At 64.5% G+C, this 20,084-nt stretch carries 19 protein-coding genes; 9 read left to right on the top strand and 10 right to left on the bottom strand.

Going from position 1 to position 20,084, the window contains the following annotated elements; translation table 11 throughout:
- Window positions 1-82 precede the first annotated feature (82 nt).
- The 8 genes from AC3A3G_RS12300 to AC3A3G_RS12265 all read left to right on the top strand — a co-directional run bounded on the left by AC3A3G_RS12300 (window position 83) and on the right by AC3A3G_RS12265 (window position 8,410).
- On the top strand, window positions 83-1,534 hold the full coding sequence (locus AC3A3G_RS12300; RefSeq protein WP_200167805.1) for a hypothetical protein: 1,452 nt from the start codon (window positions 83-85) through the stop codon (window positions 1,532-1,534).
- A 41-nt stretch (window positions 1,535-1,575) separates the two neighbouring features.
- Window positions 1,576-2,145, top strand: a complete 570-nt coding sequence (locus AC3A3G_RS12295) for a hypothetical protein (RefSeq protein ID WP_368924757.1) — start codon at window positions 1,576-1,578, stop codon at window positions 2,143-2,145.
- Window positions 2,146-2,633: 488 nt separating this feature from the next.
- Window positions 2,634-3,362 (top strand): hypothetical protein, encoded by a 729-nt coding sequence (locus tag AC3A3G_RS12290; RefSeq protein ID WP_368924756.1) that lies wholly within the window; start codon window positions 2,634-2,636, stop codon window positions 3,360-3,362.
- Between the two features lie 4 nt (window positions 3,363-3,366).
- Entirely contained in the window at window positions 3,367-4,587 is a 1,221-nt protein-coding gene (locus tag AC3A3G_RS12285) for an efflux RND transporter periplasmic adaptor subunit (RefSeq protein WP_487488306.1), read from the top strand.
- Window positions 4,584-5,273 (top strand): ABC transporter ATP-binding protein, encoded by a 690-nt coding sequence (locus AC3A3G_RS12280; protein ID WP_487488305.1) that lies wholly within the window; start codon window positions 4,584-4,586, stop codon window positions 5,271-5,273. Before AC3A3G_RS12285 ends, AC3A3G_RS12280 begins: the two co-directional genes overlap by 4 nt.
- Window positions 5,270-6,493, top strand: a complete 1,224-nt coding sequence (locus tag AC3A3G_RS12275; RefSeq protein WP_200167810.1) for an ABC transporter permease — start codon at window positions 5,270-5,272, stop codon at window positions 6,491-6,493. Before AC3A3G_RS12280 ends, AC3A3G_RS12275 begins: the two co-directional genes overlap by 4 nt.
- A 93-nt stretch (window positions 6,494-6,586) precedes the next feature.
- Window positions 6,587-7,492: a Tle-like phospholipase domain-containing protein gene (locus AC3A3G_RS12270; protein WP_487488304.1), complete on the top strand. Its 906-nt coding sequence runs from the start codon at window positions 6,587-6,589 to the stop codon at window positions 7,490-7,492.
- A gap of 81 nt (window positions 7,493-7,573) precedes the next feature.
- Window positions 7,574-8,410, top strand: a complete 837-nt coding sequence (locus AC3A3G_RS12265; RefSeq protein ID WP_368924750.1) for an ankyrin repeat domain-containing protein — start codon at window positions 7,574-7,576, stop codon at window positions 8,408-8,410.
- A gap of 7 nt (window positions 8,411-8,417) precedes the next feature.
- On the opposite strand, the gene AC3A3G_RS12260 is transcribed toward AC3A3G_RS12265, so the two are convergent.
- From AC3A3G_RS12260 to AC3A3G_RS12240, 5 genes are all read right to left on the bottom strand, one after another.
- A complete protein-coding gene (locus tag AC3A3G_RS12260) occupies window positions 8,418-9,032 on the bottom strand; it encodes a hypothetical protein (protein ID WP_200167813.1) in 615 nt (204 codons plus the stop codon).
- Window positions 8,995-9,543, bottom strand: coding sequence for a TetR/AcrR family transcriptional regulator (locus tag AC3A3G_RS12255; protein ID WP_200167884.1), 549 nt, complete (start codon window positions 9,541-9,543; stop codon window positions 8,995-8,997). Before AC3A3G_RS12255 ends, AC3A3G_RS12260 begins: the two co-directional genes overlap by 38 nt.
- A 154-nt stretch (window positions 9,544-9,697) precedes the next feature.
- Window positions 9,698-10,282: a hypothetical protein gene (locus AC3A3G_RS12250; RefSeq protein ID WP_200167814.1), complete on the bottom strand. Its 585-nt coding sequence runs from the start codon at window positions 10,280-10,282 to the stop codon at window positions 9,698-9,700.
- Between the two features lie 34 nt (window positions 10,283-10,316).
- The gene (locus tag AC3A3G_RS12245; RefSeq protein ID WP_200216395.1) at window positions 10,317-10,805 is read right to left on the bottom strand and encodes a hypothetical protein; all 489 of its coding nucleotides are present in this window, start codon (window positions 10,803-10,805) and stop codon (window positions 10,317-10,319) included.
- A 77-nt stretch (window positions 10,806-10,882) separates the two neighbouring features.
- Window positions 10,883-11,677, bottom strand: coding sequence for a hypothetical protein (locus AC3A3G_RS12240; protein ID WP_200167816.1), 795 nt, complete (start codon window positions 11,675-11,677; stop codon window positions 10,883-10,885).
- A 272-nt stretch (window positions 11,678-11,949) separates the two neighbouring features.
- On the opposite strand from AC3A3G_RS12240, the gene AC3A3G_RS12235 reads away from it, so the two are divergent.
- The gene (locus tag AC3A3G_RS12235; protein ID WP_487488303.1) at window positions 11,950-12,564 is read left to right on the top strand and encodes a glutathione S-transferase family protein; all 615 of its coding nucleotides are present in this window, start codon (window positions 11,950-11,952) and stop codon (window positions 12,562-12,564) included.
- Window positions 12,565-12,651: 87 nt separating this feature from the next.
- On the opposite strand, the gene AC3A3G_RS12230 is transcribed toward AC3A3G_RS12235, so the two are convergent.
- From AC3A3G_RS12230 to AC3A3G_RS12210, 5 genes are all read right to left on the bottom strand, one after another.
- On the bottom strand, window positions 12,652-14,160 hold the full coding sequence (locus AC3A3G_RS12230) for an amidase family protein (RefSeq protein WP_200167818.1): 1,509 nt from the start codon (window positions 14,158-14,160) through the stop codon (window positions 12,652-12,654).
- A gap of 44 nt (window positions 14,161-14,204) precedes the next feature.
- Entirely contained in the window at window positions 14,205-15,416 is a 1,212-nt protein-coding gene (locus tag AC3A3G_RS12225; RefSeq protein ID WP_200167819.1) for a patatin-like phospholipase family protein, read from the bottom strand.
- Window positions 15,417-15,587: 171 nt separating this feature from the next.
- Window positions 15,588-15,926: a hypothetical protein gene (locus AC3A3G_RS12220; RefSeq protein ID WP_200167820.1), complete on the bottom strand. Its 339-nt coding sequence runs from the start codon at window positions 15,924-15,926 to the stop codon at window positions 15,588-15,590.
- 74 nt (window positions 15,927-16,000) lie between these two features.
- Window positions 16,001-16,474: a hypothetical protein gene (locus AC3A3G_RS12215; protein WP_200167821.1), complete on the bottom strand. Its 474-nt coding sequence runs from the start codon at window positions 16,472-16,474 to the stop codon at window positions 16,001-16,003.
- Between the two features lie 133 nt (window positions 16,475-16,607).
- The gene (locus tag AC3A3G_RS12210) at window positions 16,608-20,018 is read right to left on the bottom strand and encodes a TonB-dependent receptor (RefSeq protein WP_487488302.1); all 3,411 of its coding nucleotides are present in this window, start codon (window positions 20,016-20,018) and stop codon (window positions 16,608-16,610) included.
- Window positions 20,019-20,084: the final 66 nt, after the last annotated feature.

The raw sequence follows: 20,084 nt of genomic DNA, 5'->3' as shown, positions 1-20,084 counted from the left end.
TAAGGACGCCCCCAGCTTATGTCGCCGACGCCCCAATCATAGGCTCGCTCCAACATCCGTCCGTATCGTGCAGGAGCCGGTCATGACCGTCACGCCTCTTTCGCCGTCCGTCGACACCCGCGTCCTGGCCTCGCCCGTCAGCGGCCCCGTCGCTGGATCGCCCTCGACCAGCCGGGTCGATCAAGCGCTGGACACGATCCGCGACCGCCTGGACGAAGGCTTCTTCAACGACGTCTCCCAGGGCGACCTTCGGGACATCAACGCCACGCTGAACGGCCTGACGGCGCAGGAGCGCAACGCCGTCGTCTCCGAACTGTCCGACGACGAACTGAACAAGTGGACGGACGAGCTCGACAACTCCGGCTTCCTCGGCATGGGCGGCGGGCTGAACGTGGACGAGCGCCGCGACCTGCACACGACGCTGGGCGGCTCGCTGGACGCGACCCAGCTGGAGCGCGTCTATAACGCCTATGACAACCGCGAGCAGAAGATCGAGCTGGCGCAGGGCGTCGCCGCCCACGCAACGTCCGACGTAAAGACCGACTTCATCGCCGCCCTGGCTCCCCAGACGACCGAGGCCGACGGCATGGGCGGCGTGATGATCTCCGACATGGGCGACACCGAGGGCCTGGCCGTGGCCCATGTGCTGGGCAGCCTGGGCGGCAACGCCTCCGCGCTCAGCACCGCCTATGCATCTTTGAACGACACCCAGCTGTCGGCCGTTTTCGAGGCCGGAACCCAGCAGACCATGTACGCGAACATGCAAGGCGGCGTGCCGACCTACAGCTATGACGCCGGACCGTTGGCCGCCGCCGTCGACGCCGCCGCCACCAGCCCCGACGCCGAGCTGAAGGCGCGGGTGTTCGAACTGGCGGGGCGTCAGATGGCCAGCGTCTCGGGCGCCAACGGCGTGCTGACGCCCTCGCTCGGGACCGGCGACGCCGCCGACAAAATCCGCGCCAGCATGGAGGGTCTGCTGAAATCCGACGTCAACGGCGTGGTCGATGCGCTAGAGCAGGACTATCAGGCCGGCAAGGGCATGACCGCCTTCCTGCAGGAGACCCTGGGTCAGGACGGCGGCGCCGACACCATCCGCGGCCTGGTCGACCAGCTGGCGCGCGGCAATGATCTGAAGGGCGACATGCTGCAACGCTTCACCGCCCCGACGCAGCAGGACGGCGGCGTCTTCTATCCGGCCGCCGAGCGCATGGGCTATTTCTCCGGCGCCCTGCATGAAGCCTTCGAGGGCGTGAACAAGGGCGCGGCCGAGAACGTCGAGACGCTGAAGACCATCTTCGGCTTCGCCACCGGCAAGCTGCCCGGACCGGGCGTCAGCGATGCGACCGGCTGGCTGAGCGACCAGGTCTTCGACACGGCCCTGAGCCAGTATCAGAGCGGCCAGGCGGACCTGTTCGAGAGCATCGTGGCCCTGACCACCCCGACCGGCGCGGACGGCCGCCGCCCCTATGACGGCCCGGCCGAAGTCAGCTACAACGAGGGTTGGGAGTCCGTGACGCGGATCCCGCTGAACTGATCCTCAGAGTCTGGCCGCGCCCGGACGGAAAGGACGCGGCCTTGCCTGCCCCCCGTTGGCTTCCAATCCTGGCGACCCTGACCATGCTGACCGCCTGCGACTCCTCCCCCGAGACGCCCCCTTCCGTCGCCGTCACGACCGAGAGCTTCATCGCGGCCGCAGCCCGGATCGATGCGACGTCCCTGCCCGCCCTGTCCGCCGCCGTGGACGCCGACCCTGCAGGCGTGGCGAACCAGCTTCAGAGCAGCCTGGGCGGCCGCCGCGCCTTGCAGGCCTACGCCGCCGCCATGCTGGAGAACGGCGAGGCGGCGCATCTGGGGCGGCAATGGGCGGCGCTGACGGCCGATGTCCCCGCCCTGTCCGCCTCCGAACAGAAGGACGGTGGCGTCTGGCATCCCCGCGCCGAGGACGCCGGCTTCTTCACTGGCGGGGTCGCCGCCGCGCTGTCGCAAAACCCCAAGGCCCTGCCCGACTTCGCTCAAGGCGCAGGCGTCGCCCCGCCCGCTCCCGGCCAGGACGTCGCCGAATGGCTGTCAGCGCGCGTCGACGCCTTGCCTCGCCCCGCCCGCGCCGCCTTCGACCAGGCATTGCACGCGAGCGCCGCGAGCTAGGCGACGCCTCCAAGGCGTCAGGTGTTCGAGCCGAGCATCCCGTTCCTAAAAACCAAGCATCTGCTTTAGCCGATCCGCATCAGTCGAGTTCTTCATACGAAGCCGCTGAAAGCTCTCGACGCCCGTAACGGCGCCGCGGACCAATGCGTCAAGCCTGGCGAAGGCTGGCTCGCTCATCTCCCTCCCTCTCTTCTCGCACACACGAGCTACCGCGCCGATCTCAAATAACTTGACTCGACAACCAACGTTTGGTCAATTTGAATTGCAGGCTAGACTTCAAGAAAAGAAGAGGTTGTAATGCATAGGATTATTGTCAGTCCTGCATTCTAATTTTTTTCGCTAGTCAGCGCTGCTGCTTCCGCGCAGTAAGTATGAGAATTCTCTCGCAGACTGCTAGATTCCATGCTCGGCCGCGCACCCCAGTGACTTTGCGAAGCGTTTCCAGTGTGTGTCAGCCTGCTGCGGTTGCTAGGTAGGAGATGGTTCCGATGAAATCTAATTTTATGCACCCGGCCATCTTCATGGCGTTTTTCACTTTGACAGGGTGTAGTCAATCGGAGCCTGAAGGCGCTGGCGCGGAGGTGTCTGCGGTCACGACAAGTGAACGACTCACCTCCGCGTCGGCATTCTATCGCGCTCAGCATTGCGATACCGCCATTGCCAGTGATCCCCCTAGAGCGGGGCGCGTCTTTCATTATACGATGTCCAGCAGCGGCGAAAATCAGCCGCTCATGACGCGCGCCCAGACCATTCGCAGCGTCTCTGGAGACATGGTAAATTATGACGAGGTTCTGGGTATGGGCGAAATGTCGTCCCCGCCGGAATCGCGGCAGGCGCGTCTCGGTCTTCTTCTGACCGCCTCGACCGGCCGATCAATCCGATATGACGGCGCCGAGGACGCCATAAAGGGCTTGCAATCAGGCCACTTCGTTAAAATTCCGATGACTGAAACGCTGTCCGATTCCGATGCGACGCCTGCCCAAGGCGAAGCCGTCGTGACGTTCGTCGGTTGCGGCGTAACGCACCCGACGGTCACGGGCGCGCCCGGTGAACCTGTGCGGCTTTATCGCCTGAAAATGCCGCACGCCGCGCCTCAGGCCCCCGGACAAATGACTGAGGTCACGGAGTTGGAGATACTGCTGTCTCAACGCTATGGCTGGCCGGTCGTCGAAAGCGTGTCGGGCGGCACGATGGTGCTGACCTCCGTGTCGAACTAGCGCCATGCCGACGGAAGGCGGGTGGCGACGTTTTCTGCTGGCGGTGGCTGTTCTGTTCGCGGCCGCCTGTTCCGAGTCGGCCGGCGACGGCGCTTATGAAACGTCGGCGGTCGAGATCGGTGATGTGCGCGACATCGTACCGGCGACCGGCACGCTGCTCGCTGCCGGCATGGCCGAAGTCAGGGCGCCACGCGCGGGCGTTGTGGCTGCGGTCTATGTCAAGGAAGGCGACACGGTGCGCGCCGGCCAGGTTCTGGCCACACTGTCGGCGCCGACGCGGGCGCCCGCGGGAGATATGGCCGATGCGGGCGCAGCCGCATCGGAAGCCGCTATTCGCGAAGCCCAGATCGCCATCCGGCAAGCCGAGGAGCAGTTGTCGCGCAGCCGCACGCTGCAAGATCGGGGGTTCGTGAGCGCGGCTGCTACGGCTCAGGTTCAGGCCCAGGTGGACCGCGCCCGCGCCACGGTAGATCGTCTGATGGCGGAACGGACAGCGGCTCTTGCGCGGGCCAGGCTGGCCCAGGCCGAGGGCGTTGGTTCGGATATTCTCGCGCCGCTGGACGGGGTTGTGACCTTGGTCGACGCCCGCGTCGGACAGCGTGTCACGCCAGAGGATGCGCGCCCCCTGTTCCAGACTGTACAGGATGAAAAAGCCATGACGCTGGAAATCATGGTGTCCGAAGCCGATCTGAACCGTGTCAGCCTGGACAGTCAGGTGCTGTTCACCGTCGACTCATCGCCGGGCGTATTGGAGCAGGCGCGCCTTGTCAGTCTTGGTCGCGCGCCGATACGGGAGGGTCGGTTCGTGTCCTATCGCGCGCTTGCAGAATACGACAATTCGTTTGGCGTCCTGCGTCCTGGCTTGTCCGCCTCGGTTCAGCTTGTTCGGGCCAACGCCAGAAAGGTTCTGCGGATTCCAGCCCAGGCGACCTTCTACAAGCCAAACGGTTACGTGCCGCCGCTGCCTCCGGGCAAGCTCGAAGAGTTACTGGCTCAACATAAGGGCGACATGGGCATGGTTCGGGCGTCCGCCGACGGCCTGGAAATCGGTCGAATGCTGCGCACGGGCAAGCGCGTGGTCTTCGTGCTGGTCAATGGAGCGCCACAGCGCCGAGAGGTGCTTATCGGCGGCGAGACGGATGACTTCATAGAGATCACGGAAGGTCTGAAGGAAGGCGAACAGGTCATTCTCAAGAACCGTACAGATTCACGCGGCGCCGTATGAACGATGGCGTCCAGGCTTGGGGACTGGGTCGAAACTATTCTTCTCGCGAAGGAGATGTAGCGGCGTTAGCGGACGTGGACCTGAGCCTGACATGGAGACAATTCGTGGTCGTGCAGGGGCCGTCGGGGTGCGGCAAGTCGACGTTGCTGAACCTGTTGGGTCTACTTGATACGCCATCGGTCGGCTGCCTGAGTATCGCCGGCGTCCCGGTACATGAGTTAAGCGAACGCGGCCGCGCTGGATTACGTCGATCCGAAATTGGTTATCTGTTTCAGGATGCGGGCCTGATTGAGCGAATGCGGGCCGTCGATAATGTGGAGATACCGCTGGCCTATCGCGGCGTCCCGCGAAGCCAAAGGCGCGCCAGAGCAGAGGCCGCTCTTAGAGAGCTTGGTCTATCGCATCGGCTGAAGGCGCTGACAGCCACCTTGTCGGGCGGTGAACGCCAAAGGGTCGGATTGGCGCGAATTCTGGCGCAACGTCCGCGTCTGATCATTTGTGACGAACCCACAGCTTCACTGGACGAGGTCAATAGCCGCCTTGTTGTCGGCCGCTTGATGCAACTGGCGGCTGAAGGCGCGCTGGTGGTCTGCGCCAGCCATGACCCTATTGTCATCGAGTCGGCCCACAGGCGGATTGAGCTGTTCCACGGACGAATGACGGCCATCACGGGCGGGGCGTCATGAACGTGCTGCGCTTCGCCGTATGGGGCGCAACCGCTCACCCATTGCGCACTCTGTCCCTGATCCTGTCGCTAGCGTCGGCTGTGGCCTGCGTTGTCTTTTCCGCTTCAGTATTGGGCGGCTTTTCGGAACGACTAGAACGTTTGGCTTTTGGAGATTACGCCACGACCCTGGTGATCCGAGCCAATGGTCTGGTTCCTTCCCGCCGAGGTCCGCCCTCACTCGATGACCAGGCGCGCCTTCTGCAGGAATTGGACAATGTCGAGAGCTCGGCAGCATGGGTCGAGACCTCGGCGCCGTTGCAGGGACGAAACGAGACCCGTGCTTTGCGCGTATTTGGCGCCTATGGGGACTATCGGCGGGAGTTGGACGCCGATCTGGTCGCTGGCCGTTGGTTGACGACCGAAGAACTGGGAGGACTGACGCGGGTGTGCCTGGTCGGCGCGACTCTCGCCGATTTTCTCAGTGAAGAGCGCGGACAAGCCGCTCGCCTTGTAGGGGATGAGCTCTCCCTAGGAGGACCACGCTGTGAAGTGGTCGGGGTTCTGGACTATGCCAACACGCGACCAGCTGGACGTTTCAACGACGCCATCATCGCCCCCTTCCTTTCAGCGCGTCGTTTCTTCGACGCACGACCGGAGTCTGACAACCCGTCGATCGGTCCGCGAGAAGCCAGTTGGCTCAGCTTCTTCATGGCGCCCGAGGTCGACATGCAGGACGTCCGATTCCAGGCGGACCGACTGATGCGACGCATGGCCGGCGTGCCGATGTCGCGCGCCAGTCCTTACAGTTACGACGACCCAGGGGCTGATATCCTGGAGCAGGTCAGGCAGCGGCGCGCCCTCTCTCGTCTGTTGTGGACGATTACCGGGGCGGCGCTCGTCGCCAGCCTGATCGGATATGGCGGCATCGCGCTGGCGGCCACCGTTCAAAGGCGCCGCGAGATTGCGCTGCGTCTTGCAATGGGCGCGGATATGCGCGGCATCTTGGCCCAAATCACGGTCGAGCACGCCTTGGTCGGAGCCGTCGCCTCAGCGATCGGACTTTCCGCCGGCATCGGCGCAGCGGCGATGGCCTCTCGACTATGGGACTGGCCGGTCAAGCTTGATCTATCGGCAGGGCTGCTCGCTGTGAGCGCAGGTTGGAGCCTTGGAATTGCGATTGGGATCATCGCTGCATGGCGCGCCGCCAACACTCCGCCTTCGATAGCGGCCAAAGGTTAGGCTCCGACTTCATAATCATAAGTCTAGGGAAGACCCTAGCAGCGCGGTTCGGCGGGCAGCGATAGGGTCACTGCATAGGATCGGGAGGCGACCATGCAGATCGACCGGATCGGCGCGACATCGTTTCAACCTCAGACGACGCCCGCGGCGGCGCGCTTCGACGACGATCCGCGCGTCGCCCTGGACTGGGCGCCGCCGCCCGCCGCGCCGGTTCCGGCTCAAACCGTGGCCGCCCCCGCCCGTTCGGACAATGTCGTCGACCTGGACGCCGCACGCACGCATCTGGCGCTGTCAGCCGACGTCTACAACGATACCCCCTCGCCGCCCGACGGCTGGCGCGTGGCCGGACCGGACGACCTGGATAGGTTGCGGCTGACGCCCGACCTGCTGGAGCGCGCCGATTCCGAGTTCCGCGCCCGCGTCTATGTCAGCAACGAGGGCGGCCAGACCCGCTACGTCGTCGCCTTCCGCGGCTCCCAGGCGGGCGAGGACTGGCTCAACAACGGCCAGCAGGCGCTGGGCCTGTCCTCCGAGCATTATGACAAGGCCCTGCGCATCGGCCAGAGACTGGCCGCCGTCGAGGCGGACGTCACCCTGACCGGCCATTCGCTGGGCGGCGGCATGGCCTCGGCCGCGTCCCTGGCGTCGGGCCACGACGCGGACACCTTCAACGCCTCCGGCCTGCACGCCTCGACGATCGAAGCCGCCCAGGCGGGCGGGCGCCCGACGCCCGATATCGACGCCTTCTACCTCAAGGGCGATCCGCTCAGCCTGCTGCAGGACGGCGGCGACCGCATCATCCTCGGAGGCCTTGGAGCGGTTCTGTTCGGCCCGCTCGGCGGCGTGGCCGCCGGATGGGCGGGCGACGCGCCCGAGGCTGTCGGCGACCGCATCCCCGTGTCCCCCACCCCGCCCGAGGACCAGTCCTGGTGGAATTGGACGCCCGGCGCCCTGCACGGCGTCGAATGGTTCCAGTCCAGCCTGGACGCCATGCGATAAGGCGGCGGAACGGCCTCGACCCGCCGACAGTTCAACGCCAAGATGCGCCTCTTCACGCCGATCCTTCTCGCTGGAGTTCTGATGAGCGGTTGCGACGCCCGCGCCGACGGTTTTGTCGTCGGCACCGTCCTGCCCTCCCCGGCCAACGTGGCCGCGCTGGGCCGGGACGGCCATTCCACCCGCGACATGGTCGAGGCGGTCCGCGACGGCGACCTGGCGAAGGCCCGCCGCCTGCTGGACGCCGATCCCGCCCTGGCCCGCATCGGCGACGGCCGGAATCTGGATCTTCTGACCCTGGCCGTCGCGCGCGATGACCGGGCCATGGTCAGCCTGCTGCTGGAAAAGGGCGCCCCGCCCGACGGCCCGAACGGCGAGACCTCGCTCAGCCTGGCCCTGCGCGCCCGCGAGCCCTGGCACGCCCAGGCTCTGCTTCAGGCAGGCGCCTCGCCTGATCCGGTCGCGCCCGACGCCTTCTGGCCGCTGGACGAGGCTATCGCCCTGAACTCGCTCGGCGCGGTGCGTCTGCTGCTGGATCACGGGGCCGACGTGAACCGGGCCGACCGCACCGGGGGCACGCCGTTGGAAGCCGCCGTCGCCATGCGCAACTACCGGATCGCCGAACTTCTGCTGGAACGCGGCGCCGATCCCTGGGCGGTCGGCGTCAACGGCGACACCATCGCCGCCGCCCTGAACGCCGCCGTTCGCCCTGCCGAACCCGTCGAGATCCAGGCCGAAGCGCGCGTCAAAGCCCGCATGACCGCCGCCGGCTGGCGCTTCCCCCCGCCCTCGGCCCAGGCCGTGCGCGCCGACGTCCTGGCCGGCCGCTGGCCGCCCGCCGACGCAGAAGGCGGTCGCCCTCCCTCGCCCGAACTGGTGCGACGGATGCGAGAACTTTGGCCGAGCGAAAGCTCACGATAATCAGCTATCAAGGAAGCGTCCGCGGACTGGCGCGGATGCCGGAGTCAAGGAACTGCGGACGATCAGTCCAGGTCAGCAGCTTGACCAGCGTTCCTCCCGGTCTGGAGAACGCCTCGCACACAGCCGGCTCCGGCGGAGCATGGTCAGACGCCGCCTGCGCGCCATCGCGCAACCCTTCCCAATAGATCTCGAAAGCGTACTTCTGTTCTTCGAGCAGAAAGACGCGCCCGGCGTTCATGTCCTGACGTCCATTGGCGACGATCAGGCGCGCATCGTCTTCGGACAGCAGTTTGCACAGGACGCCTGTCGCTACGAGTCTCTCGATCCGTACAGACAGGGCGGCCTGCGACTTCACCAGCCTGAACTGAACCTCGGCGAATTCGGGATCCGTCCGCATCAGATGCTGCAGGACTTCCCGCGCTGACTCCTCATCGGCGCTCGACACAATCTGAGCCGGCGCCGGTCCCGCCATTGTCAGAACCACGACCAAGGCCAACACGCCGGTCATCCGTCGTCCGATCATCAAGAACTCCCGCCATGCGACATGGATCGTCGCACCGGAGCGGATTATCCAATAATTCTGATCATCGCTCAATAATTTTACGCGGCGTCGCTCCCGCATGGACCAGGGTTTCCCACACCCGCTCCAGAGCCAGGGCGACGGGCCGATCCAGCCCCATGAGAGCGAAGCTGCCGTTCAAATCGAACACGCAATGTCCATGGACGACGGCGATAAGAGACCGGGCTAGTCGCGGCGCGCCCGCATGGGCGTCGGACGGCAGGACAGCCGCCACCTCTTCGACGATGATCTGCGTCAGCTCGCCGCGCAGCGCGTTCTGCGCATCGGACAAGGTCACGTCCGGCGGCAAATGATGGTCGTAGATGGCGTTCCAGCTGTGCTCATTGGCTGTGGCGAAGTCGAAATAGGCCTGAACCAGACAGCCGATGCGGTCATCCGGCGCCGTAACCAGCCGTTCGCGCACATGGTCGGCCCAGAGCTGGAATGTGCGGGTGTTGATCGCGATCAGCAGCTGATCCAGCGTACCGAAGACGTTGTACAGGGTGCCGATCGAATAGCCGACGCGCTTGGCCACCTCGCGCGCTGAAAAACGCGCAAAGCCGACCTCGGCCATATGCTTGTGGCCCTCAACTACGAACAGATGCTCGAGTTCCTGCCGTGTATGATCCGATCGCCTGCCCATAGCTCGACATAGCAGGCGAACAACGCGGATCGAAGGTCAAAGATTAACCACGCCCGCCTCGCCCGACCTGCCCGTTGGCGCCGCCTCAGCCTGGGATGGGACCAATCGGCCAATTGCTGAGCGTCTCCATATCCCCTTCCTCGGCCGGGCACGGCGCATAGAGGGTGAAGGCCTGGTCGCCTTCGAAATACCAGTCCGCGCCCTGTTCGTATTTCACGATGCCGGTGGAGTAGCAGACTGCGGCCTTGCTACCGTCCGGAATCATCAGAATGGCCCAGTTGGTGGAGCCCGCCCCTACCGGATCATAGCCATGAAGCAACAACCGCCCGCGCGTCTCGGTCACGACGCCGACGACATTGCCGTCAAAGAAGACGGCCTTCTGGATATCGCGATCCACGCCGGAAGCGTCGATGGCGGCGCGCACGTCTGGGTGCTGGAAGAAGGTAACGCCCTGAACAGGCTCCGTCGGATGTTTGCCGACATAGGCCGAAAGCGGCGGCGCCTCGCCGTCCCGCGCCGACGCAACAGCCACGGCCGGCGCGCTCGTTTCGGCCTGAGCCGTTGTGGCCGGCGCCTCGGCGCGGGCATCATCTTCGGCTTGAGAACAGGCGGCGAGCATTGCGGCCAAGGTGAATGCGCCGAGGGCGGCGCAGGCAGTCCTGTGGGTCATGAAAATTCCTGCAATGTACAAGTTCGTGAGACGCCTATTGCTCGACCGCGAGCATCTCGATCGTCAGAGGATCGTCTTCGGTCCCGCGCCCGAAGAGGCTGGCGACGATCGTCTGTCCCTGCGCCGTGGACTGCGGCGCGCTCTTCATCGAACGACCGCCGTCAAGCTCGTCTTCAAAGACCGTAAAGCTGGAGCAAGTCGCTTGGCCCAGGCGATCGGCGAAGGCCCGGTCGATCTCGCCGCGCCAGCCCGGGAGGCTCACCGGGGCGGACATTTCGACCTTCTTGCCGACGATCCGTCCGTCACGGCCCCATCTATAGTTCACCCCGTCCTGCGCCTGAGCCCAGCACCCCGTGCGACCGCAGTGCAGCGTTCCAAGGGGCGCCGCCGCCATAAGCTGCTGCTGTTGCGCCTGCGTCAGCACCTGACCGATGTACAGGTTTCCCTTGTCCAGCGACGCACAAGCGTCCTGCGCCAGTGCTCCTGTCGCCGCCAGTGATACGGCGACGGACAATCCAATCATGAGTATGCGCATTCAGATATCCATATGTCTCTGCATCGCCGTTCATGACGGCGGGATCCTCAAGATAAGAGCGGCCCCTAGCAGGCGGGAACCCGGCTCGGCCCGTCCAGCTTGAATTGGCCGTCGGCGCCACGCCTGTAGGTCTCGCTGAAACGAACGGACCCGCTGTAGGACACCGTGAAGCTACGGCCCTGCTCAGCAGACGTGATCACGCCGTCGACGCCCGCGTCGCCATCATCGGCGCTGGCGTCCGAAAAGGACGTCTGGAAGCGCGCGATATCTACGGGGCCGGAAGGCGTCAACTCGGTCAGGACGGCATATCCGCAAGCCCGCCCCTGCCACACGCCGCCGCCCTCGGTGAAAAGAACGGGATTGTCCGCGATCGCCTTGGTCCAACCCCATCGCGCTGCAGGATTGCCGACCACGCCTGTGGCGCCGACATCGAGCCATTCGCCCTGCAGCGTATAGGGATAGCGAGGCGCCCCTGTCGGATGATCCAGATAGTGCACGGCATTGAGACCCGAACAGGCCTGGCCTGTGCAATCGTTGGCCCCGGTGCTCACCAATGCGACCCGGGTGTCGGTCAGCGGGATGAACGCCAGCGGTACGAAGGCGTAGACGTCCTCACCTCCCACCTGACGCCGAGCCTCGTTCCGATCCGCATTGGGGAAGGCCACGTAGAAGGCTGCAGGCGTGCCCGTCGGGACTGCGTCTCGATCAACATCAGCGATTTCAATCAGCGACGCGCCAGGTTCCGCCTGGACGGTGACCGGAGCCGCAACAACCGTTGCAAGCCCGCAAACAAGGGTGATCCCGTAACGCTTCATCAGCTTTTCCGCCTCAATCGCTTCGCCATCAAAGACGGCGCTCATCCACAAATTAAACACCGCTCATATCCATGCGCAATAGGGATTCTCCCTAAATTATACACTGATCATTTAACTTATGCCCGCCACGGCCGCGCCGCGCCTCTGTCGTCCGCAGTCCTTCTTGCGCTCCCCCGCTCGCTTCAACATCAATAAAATGAACCGAAACGCCGCCCCGACTCCATCACCAGGAAGTCGGTGCGCGTGACGTCGAAGTCAGTTCCGCGCGCGCGCCTTCACCGCTAGGCTCGTCGTCAAACACAAGGAAATCCCTGCTCATGCCGACTCTCTACTTCGCGCCCGGAGCCTGTTCGTTGGCGCCGCATATCGTTCTGGAGTGGATCGGCGCGCCGTATGTGGCGACCAAGGTCGGCTATGGCTCCCCAGAGCTTCTGGCCGTGAACCCGGCCGGGGCGGTGCCGACCCTGATCGAAGGCGACGGTTGGCTGTTGACCCAAGCCGGAGCAATCCTGGACTATCTGGCCGCAAAGCACCCCGAGGCCGACCTGGCGGGCGGCGACAGCTTGCGAGAAGTCGCCGAGGCGCATCGCTGGTCGTCATTCTTCACCGGCGACCTGCACCCCGCATTCTTCCCTGTCTTCATGCCTTATCGCTGTACTACCGGCGGCTCCGCCGCGCACGAGCAGGTGGTGGACGCGGGCTACGCCCTCGTCCGCAAGCAGTTGACGATCCTGAACAGCCACCTGGACGGCAAGGACTGGGTTCTGGGCCGTCGTTCGACGATCGACGCCTACGCCTTCCCTATAATCCGCTGGGCCATCGCCCGCGTTCCAGGCGGCCTCGCCGACTTCCCTCATGTCCAGGCCCTTCACGACCGCATGGCCGCGGATCCCGCCGTCCAGAAAGTACTGGCGCACGAAGCGGCGGCATAGCCTACATACCGAAGCGGATACAGCCGGGCTGCGGCGCCCCAGGATCGGGATCATAGCCCTCTCCCGCTCAGATTCCGGCCGCCTGTCTCAACCTGCCCAGACAGGCGGTCGGCGCTGCGCCCACGGCCGGGCCTGCTCCAACTCAAAAGCCAGTTCCAGCAGGGTGCGCTCGTCGCCGTGACCCGCCGCGAACTGAAGCCCGACAGGCAGGCCTTCTTCGGTCCAGTGCAGCGGGAGGCTGATCGCCGGGCCGCCGACTGCGTTCTGAAGCATCGTGTAGTCGGCGTACTCGACCAGCCTCTGGGCCAGATCGCCCAGAGGCATGGAGGCGTTGATCTCGCCTACCTTGACCGGCGGCTTCAGAAGAACGGGCGTCAGCACGACATCCCGGCTCGCGAACTGGGCGTAATAGGCGGCGGCATGCGCAGGCACGCGCGACAGCACGATCTGAAGCGCCGCCTCGGACACCATCGTCCCCATTAGCGCTACAGCCTGCGACGCCGACTCGACCTGATCGATCATCGCCTGGCGCTCCAGCCCGTTGTCCGCCGCCAGCCGATCCGCCATGCGGTCGCCGTACGCGAGATAGATCTGAGCGAAGTCGGCCTGAAAGGCTTGAGCGTCCAGCGGCCAGGCGTCCTCGCGCACATCATGACCAAGCCCTTCAAGCAGGCGAACAGCCGCCGTCAACGCTTCAATCACTTCCGGCGAAGGCGCCCGCCCGCCCAGGCTGGTCGCGATCACGCCGACCCTGAGACGCCGCGCCGCCGCGCCCTTGACCTGGCCGACGGGCGGCAAACCATCCACGCCGCTCGTCTCTACGACGGCCAGAAGATTGGCGCTGTCGCGGACCGTGCGGCTGACGCAGAAGTGGCTGGACAGGTTCAGTTCCGGAAACCACCTGTCCGGACTGGGCGTGCGGCCCCGCGAGAGCTTGAGACCGACCAGGCCGCAATTGCTCGCCGGAATGCGGATCGAACCCGCGCCGTCCCATGCGTCGGCCATAGGAATGATCCCAGCGGCGACGGCGGCGGCCGCTCCGCCTGATGACCCGCCTGGCGTATGCTGCAGGCTCCACGGATTGCGCGTGATCCCGTAGGCCTCAGTCTCGGTGGTGGGCAAAGCCCCGAACTCGCTCATCGTCGTACGACCGAAGACGTTGACGCCTGCCGCCTCCATTCGTGAAATCGTGGGGTTCGTCTTCGTCGACATAGCCAGGGAGCCGTCGATGCGGGAGCCCAGATGGCGACGCACGCCCGCCAATTCGGTCTCGTCCTTCAGCAGATAGGGAACGCCTGCAAAAGCGCCCTCGGGCGCGATCCGGTCTGCACGCGCCCGCGCTCGATCGTACAGCGTCTCGCTGAGGCAGTTGAGGCGTCCATTCACCGCCTCCGCCCGATTGATCGCCGCCTCCAGCAACTCCAGCGGCGTCACCTCGCGGGCCCGCACCTTCTGCGCCAGACCAGTGGCGTCCAGATCAGCCAGCACATCTTGCGCAAAGGCCGCCGAAGCGACCCCGGCCAGACCCAGGACGGACGCTCCCTTCAGCACCGCGCGGCGGTTCGGAATACGCGAACCATGTCCTTGTCCCTTCATCCGTCAGCCCTCTGTTTCAAAACGACGACGACCGGCCATGTCGCTCATGGCAGAGCGCTCGCCATAGCGTCGCGTCCCGCCTGGATCGCCAGATCGACCTGAGACGACGGCAAGGAAAGACGAGTGGGAATATGCAACAGCACCCTGGCGCGCTCGGGCGGCAGATCGGCGAAGGCGACCATCTCGGCGGAATAGCTCAAGGCGGCGCAGTCCCAACCCGGCTGAGCGCCCAGAGCCCGCGCCTGCTCGGCCGTCAGGGCGCAGCGCCAGGCGATCGTCCGCCGCTCCCACTGTTCAAGATGCCCTCGAAATGCGTCATAGGCGTTGCGCTTGGCTGCGTCGGTCGAATGATCGGCGACGGCCTCGACGATCTGCCGACCATCCGGCCCCTGAGGCGTCAGCCCCCAGGGACGGCGGGTAGCTCGTTCGCCATTGATCACGATCACGCGCAGGCGACGCAAACGCACGGCGTCGGCTGGCGACAGCATCGGGCCATAGGGCCGGCTCGACGCCGCCTGGATGACTGGCAGGCCGGACAAGCCGAAGTTGTCGACCACGCCGCCGTCCAGAAGGTGAATGTAGCGCAGACGTTCGGAGTCGCGGAACGTCTGGAAAGCGCGCGCCGCGTCCCGAACCGTCATGGCCTGGTCGCGCGCCTCAGCCATCCGCCCGACCCAATCCGGCAAGGGCGCGGGACAATCGCGGTTGAACGTTTCCAGCACTACCGGCCGGACAGCGAAAGGATAGGCCGCCGATGCCGCCACGGCGTCGGCGAGAAGAACGTCATCAAGGTCGCTGCACAGGGCGTCGAACCAGGGAGCGGCAAAGGCGAAAGGGACGCTGGTCGACAGCTCGACCGCATTCAGCACCACAGGCGGACCCGACAGATCCCCCATACGCGCTTGGCCATAGACTTCGCTCTCCAACCAACCGGCGATCCGCGCGCGTCCGTTCAATCCGCCCCGCCGCAGCCGTGACCAGTTGGCGGGCCACAACAGATCGTCATGCACCGCCCCCTGCCAATCCTTGTCAAGCATGGCGGCGCGGAAGCCTTCCAGGCCTTCCGGTCCATGCAGGCCGAACCAGGCGGCGGTCAGCGAGCCCCCGGACACGCCCGTGACGAAAGCCACCTGATCGATCCAGCGTCGCCCATCGGATCGACGCCGATCCTTGAGTTCAAGCAGCGCGCCGTAGGAGAAGGCGGCCGCACGCGCGCCTCCGCCTGAAAAGGCCAGGGCCACGGCTTCTTCCGACAAGCCCAGATCCCGCAGTTCCCCTCCCTGTTCATTGGGCGCGCTCCGGCCGGATCGGAGCGGTCCGTTGATCGGCGCCATGTCAGCCCCGCTCGCACAGCCAGCCAGCACGAGCACGCTGGCAATGATCAGGGAAAGAAGCCTCAAGGCCACGGGACCGCGTCCAGGACAGCGTCAGGCGACAGGCGCGTTCAACGCCTTCAACCCCGTCTCGACCGCCTGCAGCCGCTCATCCGAGATCAAGCCGCCCGAAAAGGGCTTCAGCGCCTTCAGGCTCATGCCCTTGAATTGTTCATAGCGCGCATGGGTGGTCAGGCCCGGCAGTTCGCGGTCCAGAACAGCCTTGGCGCCCGCATCCGCGACCAGTTGCTGGATCGGCGTATCCAGGGTGAAGGCCGCCCGCAACTCAGCAACCGGGGCAGGCGCCGTCTGTTCGGCAGACGTCTGTGGGGATGCACAGACCGCCGAAGACGGAACCACAACGAGAAGCACCAGTGAAACCAGATGACGCATGAAACCTTGCCTCCAGGAGGAAAACGAGGGCGGCGCGTGAACGCTCGCCGCCCCCAGGCTGTGAGAAGACGGCCTTAGTTGATCGTGGTCGCCGGCGAGACCGTCAGCGTACCGGCCAGACGGCAGAAGCCGATCGCCGTGGTCGGGACGGTGACGCTGCTGTTGGCGTTGTTCCACGGCACGCGGATGTCCGTGCCCGAGCAGGAGCCCAGGCGCGTGTCCACGACCAGCTCTTCGATCGACAGTTCGCTGGACGATACCGCGTTGATGCGTACCGGCAGTTGGATGCCGTCATCGCAAGACAGCGGGCCGGACACGTTGACGCTGGACAGGCCGGTCAGGGTGAAGCCCGTGGCGTCCGCCGTGCCGGTGAAGGTCGCATTGCAGACCGTGTCGAACCAGCTGACGCCGTTCAGGCCCTGGGTCAGTTGACCCGAGACGGTAACGGCGCCGGTCGGCGAAACAGTCTGGGCCGAAGCAGCCGAAGCGGCGGCGACCATGCTGGCGGCGGCAAGGGCGATTACAGAGATCTTGGACATATACTTCATAGTCTTTATTCCTAGTTGATGAGGTATTGGCTAGAAGCAGGTACGCTCGCCGCTTAAATATGCAGCAATCAATATATATACACAAAAGATGACATTATTGATTCGCTAGATCTATTTTACTTGGTAAATATTTCTAAAATTCCTTCCGGACAGAAACTCCTACAAGACGAGGATCAAGAGTGAATACGTTTGTAGAATTACCGATCTCATCAGGTCCCGTGAAACCGTCCGTCAAAGGAGTCTCATCGAAAATATTTTTCACATAAACCTGAACGGTCAGATGTTCGATGGGATGAGACAGAGTCATCGAGAGATTGGCGTTTTCCCAACTCTTCAATTTATCGAACTCGGTATTATATACCCGCATGTAGCTTTCGGACTGGCGATAATAGTCGCCACGCAGCATCAGATCCCATCCCGCCGGCAATGCGATGCGGTACTGGGCGCCGATGTTGAAGGTCATCTCCGGCGCGTTCGGCAGGCTGTTGCCGCTCAGATCCGCCGAGAAACCGCGACCGCCATTCGTGTCGTGCATCCCGGACTTGGGATTCACATACGTCGCCGGGTCGTAGATGACCGGCCCCCACTGATCGACAACCCAGTTGCGGGGATCATCGCGGAACAGGCCGGCGCTGAGTTCAGGCCCCGGACACATCGCCTTGAGAAAGACGGAGTTCCCGACGCCGCTGCCCATCGCGCGGGCGAGTATGTCTTTCGGCACGATGCAGGTCGCGGGACTGGTGGGCCAAGGGCGCAAGGTGATCCAGTCGTCGTTCCCCTGGGTCCGGTTCATGATATCGATGGATTTCTCGCCATCGGCGATCCGCGTCCTCAGCAGCCCCAAGGTGGCGTCGAGCCGGAAATTTCGCGTCGGCGCCCAGGCGGCTTCGAACTCCATCCCGTAGATCTCCGCATCGAAGTTCTCGTTGTGGAGCGTGCGGTCGATGACCTGAGTGACCTGGTAGTCCTTGTAGTCGTAGTAGAAGGCCGATGCGCTAAGCATCATCTTGCCGCCCATCAGGGCGTTCTTCATGCCGACTTCATAGGCGTTGACGTATTCAGCCGCGAAATCGGTCGGCAGACGCGGATAGTTGGTCGCGCTGGTGTCTTCGGGCCCGCGCGGATTGGCGCCTCCGCCCTTGTAGCCCCGCGAATAGGAAGCATAGACAAGCGTGTCGTCGGTAAACGACAGAACGGGTTTCCAATCCAACGCCAGTCGCCCGGTCCACTCGCCCCAACGATGAACCTCATCGGGATAGCGCGGATAGCCCTTCCCGACCGTACCTGTCCCCAGCCAAATATTCGAGGAACCCAACAACTGCGTCGGGATAGGCGTGGTGGTCTTCTTGTCTTCCGTGTAGCGCACCCCGGCCGTCAGGCGCAGGTCTTCGCGCAGATTGAAGTAGCCCTCACCGAACACCGCCCACGACTCTGTCGAGGCGATGTTCATGTTCCGATAGTAGTTGTGCCCTTGGCCGTCGAGCTTGCCGATCGGGTTCGGATCGATATAGGTGCAGGCGTCAGGGTTAGCGGTCGCGGCTTGGGCCGGATTGCCGATCCACTGGCAGGTTCCGCTCCAGTCCATGCCGTTCTGGCCCATGGCTGCGATCGTGAAAGCGTTGGAAAAGACGTAGTAATCTTCCTCGGTCTCAAACTTCAGATAGTTGGCGCCGAGATTGAAATTCACCGGCCCATCGAAAGCCGAAGACAATCGGAACTCCTGAGACCACTGCTTGCTGGCCGACCGGCTCAGATCGACGGCGACCAGACGGTCAAGCGCACCCAGTTGCGGATCATTGAAGGTACCGTTGCCGTAGTAGGCGATCTCGCTCCGATCATTCGTCGGTCGAGCGCCGCAGTTCCCGAGATACTGCGCGTACGGCGAAACCGATTGCCAAGGGTTGCGCGAAAGCACGCGATCTTGCCCGCAGGCAATCAACCCCGACTGCGGGTTGATGCGGAAATAGTCCTGCATCCCATAGTAGCTGTCCTCCATGTACAGCGTCTGGGAATGGAGCGTTAGACTGTCCGTCAGGACGAATTCGAGGTTAAGCTGAACCACATCGTTCTTCGCTCGGAACACCGGATCGAAATAGGTCTCGATCTCGCGCAGGTCAGCCGACTGCTTTCCTGATACTGGCGAGAAGGGGTCGATGTTGGTCTGGAACAGATAGTTGCCCCAAGCGCCGCGCGGCCCCGTTCGGCTGGTTCCAGGCAGAGTCCGCGAGTCATTGAACGGCGTGACCAGGATCATGCCTGTCACGATCGGAAAGCCAATGCCGTTGGGCGCCCCGAAAGCCTCCTCCGAGTATAGCGTCTCGGCCTGGCACCCTGGCGTCAGGCTGGTTCCGGCCCATGAGGCCGCGTCAATCCTGGTCGTCCGCGCAGCGCCCGAGGGGTCGGTCCAGTTCAGGCCGGCGGGCGACTCCCCGCGCGTGCAGAGTTGCTTGCCGGTGCGGGACCGGTTGTCGTCTTCCTCGAAATGCTCCCACAGCAGATTGGCGCTGAACCGCTCGTTCGGCTTCCACAGCAAGCCCATGCGCGAGGACCACAGGTCACGGCCGTTCACCCGGCGCTGTGTGACCAGATTGTAGTCGTAGCCATCGCGCTGAGTGAAGGCGGCGGCGGCGCGGAAGGCGAACTGCTCGCCCAGCGGAATATTGATGTGCCCCCGCGCCCGGCGGGCGTCGAAGTTGCCCAGCTCGGCCTGCGCCGACATGGAGAACTCTTCCAGCTCCGGCAGCTTGGGCAGCATGTTGACCACGCCCGCCGTGGCGTTGCGGCCGTACAGCGTCCCTTGAGGCCCGCGCAAAACCTCCAGCCGCTCCATGTCGAAGTATTCCTGCTCGAACAGACGGTTACGTAAAAGAGCCGTATTGTTGAAGCTGACCGCCACGCCCGGGTCGGTCGTCACCGAGATGGCCTTGGTGCCGATCCCGCGTATCGAGAAGTTGTAGCCGGTGAAGTTGTCCTTCGAGAAGTTGACGTTCGGCACCACCCGCAGAAGCTCGGAACCGCCCTCAACCTTGCGATCATCGAGTTGTTCGCCCGAGAAGGCCGAAACCGCCACCGGCACGTCGATGATCCGCTCCTCCATACGACGGGCGGTGACGATGATGTCCTCGACCGCCGTGACTTGCGGCGCGGCCGTTTCGGCGGCGGGCGGCGGCGTCGCCGGACGCCTGCGGCGCACCGGCGCGTCCTGGGCCGGCGCCGAGGCGCGCGTGACGACATAGGCGCCCGAGGCGCCGGCGCGATAGGTCAGGCCGCTTCCATCGAGCGTGGCGGCGAGCGCCCGCTCCACGCTGCCCCGACCGCGATAGCCTGCAGTGCGCTTGCCGCGCACAGCGTCAGCAGAGAAGACGATGCTACGGCCGCTGTCGCGTCCGAGTTGCGTCAGGGCTGCGCCCATGTCCTGCGCGGCGACATCGAAGGCGGCGGCGCGCGTGGCCGACTGCGCCGCAGCCGGCCACGGCGCCGCAAACAGCGAAGCAGCGCCCAACAGCAGAATGGCCTTGAAGGATCGGCCGGTCTTGATCGTCATGAAATCGTCCCCCGACCGCCCTCACCACGAGGCGGCCTATCTTCAGGAACGACATCGATCTGCGAA

It is taken from the genome of Brevundimonas sp. Soil_N_31, assembly GCF_057655995.1.
Note: the sequence above shows the minus strand (reverse complement) of the source record. Positions and strands in the feature narration are given on the sequence as shown.